This is a genomic window from Mycobacterium sp. TH-M103 (assembly GCF_057473785.1).
The window spans coordinates 1-10,881 of the sequence record NZ_JBYCLG010000139.1 but is presented as its reverse complement, the minus strand read 5'-3'; the positions used below and the strand labels follow the sequence as shown (position 1 = coordinate 10,881).

Annotated in this window: 10 protein-coding genes; 4 read left to right on the top strand and 6 right to left on the bottom strand. The window is 69.4% G+C overall.

The window, feature by feature from the left end:
- Positions 1 to 301 (top strand): PPE family protein, SVP subgroup (locus AC2VOR_RS07820; protein WP_486963538.1); only part of this gene is annotated, 301 nt, incomplete at its 5' end.
- A gap of 6 nt (positions 302 to 307) precedes the next feature.
- On the opposite strand, the gene AC2VOR_RS07815 is transcribed toward AC2VOR_RS07820, so the two are convergent.
- From AC2VOR_RS07815 to fdxA, 3 genes are read right to left on the bottom strand one after another with little or no spacing between them, the layout of a single operon-like run.
- Positions 308 to 2,665, bottom strand: a complete 2,358-nt coding sequence (locus AC2VOR_RS07815; RefSeq protein WP_369737484.1) for an APC family permease — start codon at positions 2,663 to 2,665, stop codon at positions 308 to 310.
- A 44-nt stretch (positions 2,666 to 2,709) separates the two neighbouring features.
- Positions 2,710 to 3,804, bottom strand: a complete 1,095-nt coding sequence (gene dapC / locus AC2VOR_RS07810) for a succinyldiaminopimelate transaminase (protein WP_369741479.1) — start codon at positions 3,802 to 3,804, stop codon at positions 2,710 to 2,712.
- A gap of 29 nt (positions 3,805 to 3,833) precedes the next feature.
- The gene (gene fdxA, locus AC2VOR_RS07805) at positions 3,834 to 4,160 is read right to left on the bottom strand and encodes a ferredoxin (RefSeq protein ID WP_369737483.1); all 327 of its coding nucleotides are present in this window, start codon (positions 4,158 to 4,160) and stop codon (positions 3,834 to 3,836) included.
- Between the two features lie 377 nt (positions 4,161 to 4,537).
- On the opposite strand from fdxA, the gene AC2VOR_RS07800 reads away from it, so the two are divergent.
- Entirely contained in the window at positions 4,538 to 4,873 is a 336-nt protein-coding gene (locus AC2VOR_RS07800; RefSeq protein WP_369741478.1) for a hemophore-related protein, read from the top strand.
- 53 nt (positions 4,874 to 4,926) lie between these two features.
- On the opposite strand, the gene AC2VOR_RS07795 is transcribed toward AC2VOR_RS07800, so the two are convergent.
- Positions 4,927 to 7,509, bottom strand: coding sequence for a bifunctional FO biosynthesis protein CofGH (locus AC2VOR_RS07795; protein ID WP_486963537.1), 2,583 nt, complete (start codon positions 7,507 to 7,509; stop codon positions 4,927 to 4,929).
- Positions 7,510 to 7,779: 270 nt separating this feature from the next.
- Between AC2VOR_RS07795 and AC2VOR_RS07790 the strand changes: the two genes are divergently transcribed.
- Positions 7,780 to 8,619 carry a PE family protein gene (locus tag AC2VOR_RS07790; protein WP_486963536.1) on the top strand — a complete coding sequence of 280 codons (840 nt, stop codon included), beginning with the start codon at positions 7,780 to 7,782 and terminating at the stop codon, positions 8,617 to 8,619.
- Between the two features lie 3 nt (positions 8,620 to 8,622).
- Here the strand turns inward: AC2VOR_RS07790 and AC2VOR_RS07785 are convergent, their stop codons facing one another.
- Together AC2VOR_RS07785 and mshB are read right to left on the bottom strand one after the other, a co-directional pair.
- Positions 8,623 to 9,036: a hypothetical protein gene (locus tag AC2VOR_RS07785; RefSeq protein WP_369741477.1), complete on the bottom strand. Its 414-nt coding sequence runs from the start codon at positions 9,034 to 9,036 to the stop codon at positions 8,623 to 8,625.
- Between the two features lie 146 nt (positions 9,037 to 9,182).
- Positions 9,183 to 10,076 carry an N-acetyl-1-D-myo-inositol-2-amino-2-deoxy-alpha-D-glucopyranoside deacetylase gene (gene mshB, locus AC2VOR_RS07780; RefSeq protein ID WP_369737480.1) on the bottom strand — a complete coding sequence of 298 codons (894 nt, stop codon included), beginning with the start codon at positions 10,074 to 10,076 and terminating at the stop codon, positions 9,183 to 9,185.
- Positions 10,077 to 10,185: 109 nt separating this feature from the next.
- Here mshB and AC2VOR_RS07775 point away from each other — a divergent pair, with 109 nt between their 5' ends.
- On the top strand, positions 10,186 to 10,791 hold the full coding sequence (locus AC2VOR_RS07775; RefSeq protein WP_369737479.1) for a TetR/AcrR family transcriptional regulator: 606 nt from the start codon (positions 10,186 to 10,188) through the stop codon (positions 10,789 to 10,791).
- Positions 10,792 to 10,881: the final 90 nt, after the last annotated feature.

Sequence of the window (10,881 nt, the reverse complement as noted above, 5' to 3'; positions counted from 1 at the left end):
GGCCAAGGCCGGCGCCGTGGGCGCCCGAGGTCCGGTGGTGGCGCAAGCGGGACAGGCGGCGGCGGTGGGAAAACTGTCGGTCCCGTCGAGCTGGGTGACGGCCAGCCCCGCCGACGGCTCGGCAGTTCGGACTGTCGCGTTGTCGGAAAACGAGTTCCGGGCCGTCCCGGCCGCAGCGGCGCACCAGCCGTCGAACATGGTGGGCGCCATGCCGACCGGGAGATCCGAACCCGCGAGCAGTGTCGTTCTGCGCAACGGACGCCGGCGTTTCACGATGCCGCGCCCGCCCTACGGCGGGTGAGCGCGCTCAGCCGGGCCGTTCGGCGCCGTCCGATTCGGTGACCTCCGCCGGGCCCCCGATCACGTGATAGGCCGGGTCGACCATCGAGATCGACCGGTCGGCGCTGCGGCGTGCCTTCCCGGTGATCCGCAGCAGCTGGCCGGGTTCGATGTCCGCGCCGCCGTGCCCCGGGCGGAAAGTGACGGTCAGCTCCCCGCTGCTGTCGCCGACGATGACCTGCCGTAGGGTCCGCCTGCGTTCGCTGATGTCCTGGACCTCGCTGACCCGACCCTCGACCGTCCCGCGCTGCCCCGGGATCAGCCCCGCCACCGTGATCACCGACGGCGGCCGCTCCGGACGCGCGTAGGCCTCGAGCTGCTCTTCGTTGGCCTGGGACACCCACGCCCGCAGCTTGTCGATCTCGTGCGCGAGCCGCTGCTCGAACTCGTCGGGGTAGGCCTCCCTGATGCGCGATTCCACATCGTAGGGCACGATCGTGGCCGCCGCGTCCGGGATGACGCTGACTGCCTGCGCGATCTTGTCGGCGGTACGGTCATGCAGCAGCCGGCCCAGCAGCCGGGCGTACGTGCGGCGAGGCAGCAGCACCGTCACGTTGGTGTCCGGATGTTCGTCGCGGACTTTGACGACGAACACCTGGGCCGCCCGGGTGACCCGCCGGTCCGGGACGTCCACGATCCGCAGCGGGGTGTCGAGTTCGAAGTGATCCCAGCGCTTCCGTAGTTGCGCGGCGTGGGCCGCGTCGACCATGAAGTGGACCGCAGTCAGCTCGTCGGCGCGCAGTCCCCTCCCGTAGCGCAGCGCTTCGATCACCGCCAGGTCCACCGAGTCCACGAACACGAACGCCCGGTGCCGCGCGTATTTCACCAGCTCGGGGCGGTCGGTGCGGAACATCTCGAGAATGGCTGCTTCGGAACGATATTCGCGGTTGAGCCGGGTCAGCGCGAACACCAGCAGGGGGAAGATGACCACCACCAGCCACGCACCCTCGGTGAACTTGGCCACCGCGAAGATGACCACCACGACCGTGGAGAGGATCCCGGCGGACAGGTTGATCGCTAGCCGCCTTCGCCAGCCCGGGTCACGATGGGTCAGATGATGTTTGGTCATCCCGTAGCCGGCCATCGAGAACCCGGTGAACACGCCGATCGCATAGAAGGGGACCAGCGCGCCCACCGAGCCGCCGGTCGCCACCAGCAGCAGCACCGACAGCGCGGTGAGCGTGATGATCCCGTTGGAGAACACCAACCGGTGGCCGCGTTTCATCAGCTGTCGCGGCAGGAAACGGTCCTCGGCGACGAAGCTGGCCAGCGCCGGGAAGCCGTTGAAGCTGGTGTTGGCCCCGGTGAACAAGATGGCGGCGGTCGAGGCCTGGACCAGGACATAGCAGATGTCGCCGACCACCCCGTTGCCGAACACCGCCCGACCGACCTGTGACAACACCGACGGGTACTCGTCCAGATACGGTGTGGCGTGCGTGACGTGGGCGAGGTAGGCGACACCGGCCAGCAGCAGGCCCAGGATGGTGGCCATCACGGTGAGGACCCGACGCGCATTGCGGCCCTGTGGCTTTCGGAAGTAGTCGACCGTGTTGGAGATGGCCTCGACCCCGGTCAGTGACGAACCCCCGTTGGCGAACGCACGCAGCACGGTCAGGATCGTGGCGCCCATCACCAACGCGCCACCCTGATGCAGCGGCACCGTTCCCGGCAGCCGCGCAGGATCGTATACCGGCAGGTTCCCGACGGTCGCCCGGATCACGCCGACGACGATCATCAGACCGACCATGACGACGAAGGCGTACGTCGCCACGGCGAACGGCAGCCCGGCCTCGCGCAAGCCGCGCAGGTTCGCGTAGCAGATCACCAGCACCACGCCGACAGTGAGTTCCAGGCTGTGGGGACCCAGCGCCGGGACCGCGGACGCCACCGCCACCGTCCCGGCCGCCGACTGCACCGCGACGGTGACCACGTAGTCGATCAGCAGCGCCGCGGCGGCGACCTGCGCCACCTTGGGCCCAAAGTTGTCGCGCGCGACGATGTAGGAGCCGCCGGCCCGCGTATAGGCCATCACGACCTGCCGATACGACGCGGCCACGAGCACCAGGATCAGCAGGATGACACCGGTGATGGGAAGCAGCAACACGAAGGCGGCCAGCCCGGCGTGCGGCAGCAGCTCGTTCAAGATCTGTTCCGGGCCGTAGGCGACGGACGAGACCGCGTCGGGTGACAGCGCGCCGAGGGCAACCGGATTCGACAACTTCTCGGAGCCGAGGTCCTCGGTGATCAGCGGCTTCCCCAGGAAGACGCGCTTGGCGATGTCCCCGATCGACAGGGGAATGCGTGGCTTGTCCGTCGAAATAGTCACCACCACATCTTCACCCAGGCTGCGGCAGTCCCTGTGCACCTCGGCTAGGTGAGCCGTTCCACCGCCGCGGCGACCCGTTCGTCGGCCGCGGTCAGCGCGACCCGCACATGCCGCGCTCCCGCCGGGCCGTAGAAGTCGCCGGGCGCCACCAGGATCCCGCGAGTGGCCAGCCAGGTGACGCTGTCCCGGCACGGCTCGTCGCGGGTGGCCCACAGGTACAGGCCCGCCTCGGAGTGGTCGATGCGGAAACCCGCCGCCCGCAGCGCCGGCAGCAGCGCGTCGCGGCGCCGCCGGTACCGTTCGCGCTGCGCATCCTCGTGCTCGTCGTCGTCGAGGGCGGCCACCATCGCCGCCTGCACCGGCGTCGGGACCATCATCCCGGCGTGCTTGCGCACGGCCAGCAGCTCCGCGACCAGCTCCGGGTCCCCGGCAACGAAACCCGCCCGGTAGCCGGCCAGCGACGAACTCTTCGACAGCGAATGGATCGCCAGCAGACCGGTGTGGTCGCCGTCGCAGACCGACGGGTGCAGCACCGACAGGGGGCGCGGGGCCTCGGCGTCCCAGCCCAGGCCCAGGTAGCACTCGTCGGAGGCCACGACGGAACCGCGCTCGCGCGCCCAGCCGATGACCTTGCGCAGGTGCTCGACGCCCAGGACGCGTCCCGTCGGGTTGCTCGGCGAGTTCAGGTAGATCAGCGCCGGGGTCTGCGGGCCCAACTGGGTCAGCGAGTCGGCGCGCAACACCTGCGCTCCGGCCAGGCGGGCACCGACTTCGTACGTCGGGTAGGCCAGCTCAGGCACCGCCACGACGTCCGGAGCCCCGAGGCCCAGTAGCGTCGGCAGCCAGGCGATGAGCTCCTTGCTGCCGATCACCGGCAGCACCGCCGCCGCACCGAGCCCGGTGACGCCGAAGCGTCGCGACAGCGCCGCCGCCACCGACGCGCGCAGGCCCGGGGTGCCGGCGGTCGTGGGATACCCCGGCGCCGATCCGGCCGCCGTCAGCGCCCGCCGGATCACCGGTGCGACCGGATCGACCGGCGTGCCGACGGACAAGTCGACGATCCCGTCCGGGTGGGCCGCCGCCAAAGCCTTCGCCTCGGCCAGCGTGTCCCAGGGAAACTCCGGCAGCGACGCCGACACCTTGGCGCGCGCCGGCGGCACCGCCCCGCTCAGTCGCCTTCGCCCTGCGGCGGCAGGTCCTTGACCACCTGCGGGTCGTTCTCGGTCATGCCGACCTTGGCCGCGCCGCCGGGCGAGCCCAGCTCGGCGAAGAAGTCGGCGTTGATCTGCGTGTACTGGCTCCACTGGTCGGGCACATCGTCTTCGTAGTAGATCGCTTCGACGGGGCAGACCGGTTCGCATGCCCCGCAGTCGACGCATTCGTCGGGGTGGATGTACATCATCCGAGCACCCTCGTAGATGCAGTCGACCGGGCACTCCTCGATGCACGCCTTGTCTTTGATGTCGACGCAGGGTTCGGCGATCGTGTACGTCACAGACGTCTCCTCGTACTGATCAATGTGGGCTGCTGTTGTCGGCTCGCCGCAGGCCGCTCGGTGCCGGTAGGCGGGCGTTTCGGTTACTGATACTAAACGTCGCACACACGTCGACCACATGGCACGCCCTTCGGCTCGCAGCCGTGTCTACCCACGCGGGCTCTCAGGCGCCCGCCAGGGCGTCCAGCAGCGCAAATGTGACGGACATCGCCGCGCCCCTGACCTCCCGTTTGTCACATTCGAAAGCCACTTTCCGAAAAGCCGTACGATAGAAGAACGCCCGCACGGACTGGTAATCTCGACCGAGACGACACCGTTTGGGCAGTCGTCGCCGCCGTCTGTCGACGGTGCATTGAATGGGGAAGGTGTCCATAATGGTGAAGCTTTCGTTGGCCAAGATCGCTGCCGTGGCCGGTGGCGTGGCGTTGGCGTTCACTGCCGGGGCCGGGATCGCGTCCGCGGACCCCGCTCTGGATCCGATCATCAACACGACCTGCAACTACGGGCAGGTCATGGCGGCGCTCAACGCGACTTCGCCCGGTGCGGCCGCTCAGCTGAACTCGTCGCCGATCGCGCAGAACTACCTGCGTCAGTTCCTCGCCTCCGCGCCGCCGCAGCGTGCGGCGATGGCGGCTCAGATCCAGGCGATGCCGCAGGCCGCGCAGTACTTCGGTGTCGTCCAGTCGGTCGCCGGTAGCTGCAACAACTACTGATCCGATAACTCGCATAGCGACCGGCTGCTCAGCACCCGCTGAGTAGCCGGTCGCTATGCGAGTTCGGTGACGTAGGTCGTGGTGCGCTGACGCGCCGGACGGCCAATGCCCTCGGCGATCGCGGCCAGCTCCGCCGCACTCTTCGAGGATCCGTGTTCCGAGCCGGCCATCCTCGAGATGGTCTCCTCCATCAGCGTGCCGCCGAGGTCGTTGGCCCCGCCGTTGAGCATCACCCGGGTGCGCTCCACGCCGAGCTTTACCCAGCTGGTCTGGATGTGCGAGATGCGGCCGTGCAACATGATCCGTGCGAGCGCGTGCACCGCGCGGTTGTCGCGAAGGGTGGGTCCGGGACGGGCCGCCCCGGCCAGGTACAACGGCGAATTCTGGTGCACGAAAGGCAACGGTACGAACTCGGTGAAGCCGCCGGTGCGGTCCTGGATGTCGCGCAGCACGTTGAGGTGGGCAACCCAGTGCCGCGGGGTGTCGACGTGTCCGTACATCATCGTCGACGAGGAGCGCAGGCCCACCTCGTGCGCGGTGGTCACGATCTCGATCCACAGTGACGTCGGCAGCTTGCCCTTGGTGAGCACCCAGCGCACTTCGTCGTCCAGGATCTCGGCCGCGGTGCCGGGTATGGTGTCGAGTCCGGCTTCGCGCAGGCTGCTCAGCCATTCGCGAACGCTCAACCCGCTCTTGGTCACACCGTTGGCGATCTCCATCGGGGAGAACGCGTGCACGTGCATCGAGGGCACGCGGGCCTTGACGGCGCGCACCAGCTCGGCGTAACCGGTCACCGGCAGCTCGGGATCGATGCCGCCCTGCATGCACACCTCGGTGGCGCCCTGCACGTGCGCCTCCCACGCGCGCTCGGCGACCTCCTCGGTGGACAGCGAATACGCGTCGGCGTCGCCCTTGCGCTGAGCGAACGCGCAGAACCGGCAGCCGGTGTAACAGATGTTGGTGAAGTTGATGTTGCGGTTCACCACGAAGGTCACGTCATCGCCGACCGCGTCGCGGCGTAGCGAATCAGCCAGTGCAGCAACGGCTTCCAGTGCGGAGCCCGCTGCGGTGGCCAGCGCCAGGTACTCACTTTCGGTGCAGCCGGCGGGATCGCGCTCCGCCGAGCGCAGCGCGGCGAGCACGTCGGTGTCTAGGCGTTCTGGCGCTTTGGCGCCCTGCGCGGCCAGCTCGTGCACGTGCGCCCGGATCGACTCCCAGTCGCCGAAGGCGCTGTCGAGGTCGCCACGGGTTTCGGTGGTGCGCCCCTCGGTGTCGATGGTCGCGTTGAGGTCCACCCGCCCCGAAGACTCCACGTCGTCGGGTTCCTGCCAGGGCAGCCCCACCGGGTTGACGTCGTGGGCCAGGCCGGTAGCCGGATCGGCCAGCGCCAGCACATGGCCCCGCACCCGGGGATCGATCCAGGCCGCACCCGCCTGCACGTATCGGGGTTGGGCGGTCAGCCGCTGCACCAGGTCGTACCCGGACTCCGCGGTGACGGCGGCCAGTTCCGCCAAAGCGGGCCAGGGCCGTTCGGGGTTCACGTGGTCGGGCGTCAGCGGCGAAACACCGCCCCAGTCGTCGACGCCTGCGGCGATCAGCGCCCGGCACTCCTCGCGCGAGACCAGGTTCGGCGGCGCCTGGATGCGCATGCCCGGGCCGAGCACCAGCCGCGCAACCGCCACCGTGGCCAGGTAATCCTCGATCCCGGCGTCGGGCACCGCGGCCATCGCAGTGTGTTGCTTGGCCCGGAAATTCTGCACGATCACTTCTTGGACGTGCCCGAATTCCTTGTGCAACTTCCGAATCGCGTGCAAGGTGTCGGCACGCTCGGCCAGCGTCTCGCCGATGCCGACCAGCAGACCGGTGGTGAACGGGATGGACAGCCGACCCGCGTCGGTGAGTGCACGCAGGCGCACCGCCGGGTCTTTGTCCGGGCTGCCATAGTGGGCAAGACCTTTGGTCTCGAACAGTCGCCGCGACGTCGTCTCGAGCATCATGCCCATCGACGGCGCCACCGGCTTGAGCCGCGACATCTCCGACCAGCTCATGACACCGGGGTTCAGGTGCGGCAGCAGCCCGGTCTCCTCCAGCACGCCGATCGCCATCGCCCGCACGTAGGACAGCGTGGAATCGTAACCGCGCTCTGCCAGCCACTCCCTGGCCTCGGGCCATCGGTCCTCGGGCCGGTCACCGAGGGTGAATAAGGCTTCCTTGCAACCGAGTTCGGCCCCACGCCGAGCGACGTCCAGGATCTCGTCCGGCTCGAGATACATACCCGCGCCCTGGGCGCGCAACTTGCCCGGCGCGGCCACGAAGGTGCAGTAGTGGCAGCTATCGCGGCACAGATGAGTGACCGGGATGAAGACTTTGCGCGAGTACGTGATCGGCAGCCGCCCGTTGGGCCCGCGGCGTCCCGCCGAGTCCAGGCCCGCGTCGCGGACCCGCGCCGCGCTCGCGCACAGGTCGGCCAGGGCATCGCCGCGCGCGGTCATCGCGACCGCCGCCTCCTCGAGGTTCAGCGCGACGCCGTCCCGGGCCCGGCGCAACACCCTGCGCAGCGCTGACCCACCGGGCTGTGGCGGAACGACGGGGCTGGGCAGAGCGATGGGCTCCTGGCCCGGAGTCCCCGGTTTCATTGGCACCTTGGTGTAACTTCCCCACGATCGATTTTCATCCGCGCGTCCCAACACGAATCCCTGGGCAACGGTGCCATATGCGCAACAGTAGCGCCAGGCTGCCGCGCGGCTGCGCTCGACCGTCCCGGCGCGACGCGGCCCAGGTGTCCGGGCGTGGCGGTTTTACCGACATTCCGGCTAATCAACCACGATCGCGCTACGATCCGAGCAAATCCGTTGCCGGCGACCCGGTTGCCGGTCAGCAAAGCCTGAACCGAGGAGGCTGCGGGGATGTCTTTCGTGCTCGCGGCGCCGGATGCGCTGGTTGGCGCGGCGGCGGACCTGGCCGGCCTCGGGGCGACGATCAGCAGCGCCAACGCCACGGCCGCGCCGCCGACGACCGGCATCCTCGCCGCCGCCCAAGACGAGGTGTCGACGCAGATCGCCGCCCTGTTCTCCGAACATGCGGCTCGGTATCAGCAGCTCAGCACCCAGGTGTCGGAATTCCACCAGCGGTTCGTCCAGGCGCTGACCGCCGCGGCGAACGCGTACGCGTCCACCGAGACCAGCGCGGTGCAGACCTTGGTGAACGCGGTCAACACGCCCGCCGAGATGCTGCTGGGGCACCCCCTGATCGGATCCGTCCCCGGGTGGACGGCGGGGGGCGGCGTCGCCGGGCTGCTCGGCACCGGGATTTTCGGCGGCAGTGGTGCGGCAGCAATACCGGCCGCGGCCGCGCTGCTCGGGCCAGCCGCGGTCGCCGGCGCCGCGGCGGTGCCGGCCGCAAACATCTTGCTGCCCCTCGGTACCGCGATAGAGAACGCCTACCTGGCCATCGAGCCGTGGGTGTCGTACGGCTTCGACCTCGTCTCCTACGCGGTCAGATGGGTGTTCTTGATCGGCATCTTGGCACCGCAGATCAACTACTTCTACGACCTGTTCGAGCCCATCGTGCAGAGCGTCCTGTTCAACACCATCGACTTCCTGGATGGGACAGTCAGTTTCACCCAGGGGCTGAACAACATCTCTGCGGCCACGACGGCGTCGATCGACCAGTTCATCACCACCGAGAACTACTGGTTCCGCAGCTTGTTCCCGCCGCCCCCGCCGCTCGGGGTGAACCTGCCGTAAAACTCAACCGGGCGAGCCGCGCCGCCACAGCACCAACACCGGCGGCGTCACGCCGAGCACCATCAGCAGCAGCGCCCCGTAACGCATCAGACCCTCGCCCCCCAGGAGCACGTCGTCCGCGGGACCGCCCATGCTGATGAACGCGACGGTGATCAGCCATGTCCACAGCGGCACCGCGGCCACCCGCGGGGACCTCGCCCACGAGCCGGCGGCCCACACCAGGGCCGCATTGACCAGCCCGCTAGCCAACCCGCTGACGGGAAAGGGGACGGCACCGATATAGGAAGGCAACAGCAGCGCCCCGGCCAGCGCGGACAGCACACCGTCCACGGCCAACAGCGTCAGGATGACGACGCGAAGAGCTGAGTCTGCGGCGCCGTCCTCAACCGGCGCGGCGCCCGGCTTGGTCGCGGTCAGGTCGGGACGCTATCGACCTGGGAGAGGATCGAACCGATCACCCACTGAAAGCTGTCGAGTCGGTCCTGCCAGTGCTGCATATTAGGGTCCAGGTCAGGGTCCATGCGAATTCCTTCCGTGGGGCGCCTGCCCGGAAGCCTACCGCGTCAGCCCGCAGTGAAACCAAGCCCGGCAAGCAGATCCGTTTCCCAACCGCGCGCGTCGCGCTCCCCCGCGGCGCCGGCGGCCAGCACATAGTGCTCATGCGCGGAGATCGGCAGCGCGATGTTGTTGGACAGCGCGCAGGCCCGCCCGGTCGGCCCGAGATCCACCTGGGTGGCATGCGCGGCCAGCGCCGCGCGCTTGGCCGCCCAGGCCTCCGGCCCCGCCTCCACGACGGCGTCGATGTCCTCGTCGGCATACCCGAAGGCGAACGCGTCCTCCGGCGGGACCACCCAGTGCGGCTGCAGATCCTCGGGCCCCAGCTCGCCTCGGGCCGCCCGGAAGGCGCTCAGCGCGAACACCGACCAGTAGAACTTCGGGACCTGCCACGGCTCGCCCGGATAATCGGTCGTGGCGGCGGCCGCGACGGCGGCGGTGGTCACGGTGTGGGCGTGGACGTGGTCGGGGTGGCCGTAGCCTCCCCGGGGGTCGTAGGTCACGACGACGTGGGGGCGCACGTCGCGGATGACGGCGACCAGCGACCCGACGGCCTCGCGCTCGTCGGCGTCGATGAACCGCTGGTGCCGGCGCTTCTCGGTGCCGACCATGCCCGAGTCGCGCCAGCGGCCGGCGCCGCCGAGGTAGGTGGGTCCGCCGGCGCCCAGCGCCTGCAGAGCCGCGGTCAATTCGGCGACCCGGTAGCCACCGAGTTGGTCGGCGCGATCGACGGCCAACCCGGCCCACCGCTCGCCGATGACCTCGCCCTCCTCGCCGAGCGTGCAGGTGATGACGCGCACTTCCGCTCCGCGGGCGGCGTAATGGGCGATGGTGGCGCCGGTGCCGATGGTCTCGTCATCGGGGTGCGCATGGACGAACAACAGCCGCGGGGACTCAGGCATGCACGCACCCTACCCGGACCGCCCTTCCGCCCACGGCCCAGATAGTGGTCGGTTCCGTTGCTTATCCGTTTCTTCGGAATGTGAGAACGCCGACGGCTACTATCGAACGATGCCGCAGCTCACCCCCGCCGCCGGCGCCCGGGGCCGCCGACGCGGTGAGGTCCTTGAACGCGCGCTCTACGAGGCCACGCTGGCGGAATTGGCCGACGTCGGGTACGGCGGGCTGACCATGGAGGGCATCGCGGCGCGCGCCCACACCGGCAAGGCGGCGCTGTACCGGCGCTGGTGCAGCAAGCACGACCTGGTGCACGCCGCGCTGGTGTATGCCCTGCCGTCGCTGCCCGAGTCGCGCCCCGGCCGGTCGGCCCGCGAGAACCTGCTGGCGGTGTTCACCGCGCACCGCGACGTGCTGGCCGGCAAAACCGGATTCCCCGGCCTGGACATCATCGGCCAGCTCATCCACGAGCCCGAGTTGCGCGCCATCTTCGCCGACGCCGTGGTCGGCCCGCGCCTGGCTCTCGTCGAGGCGATCCTGCGCACCGCCGTCGCGGACGGGGACCTCGACCCGGCCGCGATCACCCCGTTCACCGCGCGCATCGGACCGGCCTTGATCAACCACCAATGCCTGGTCACCGGGTCGCCACCGACCCGGCGGGAGCTGGGCCTGATCGTCGACACTGTGATCCCGCCCAGGCCGTCGGCCCGCGGTAATTGAACGCGCCAGGGATTACAGCATTCCGGCGAGGTCGACGCCGGCCGCGAGGGTCTGGTCGAAGATGCCCTCGATGCCGCCGATCGCGTACGG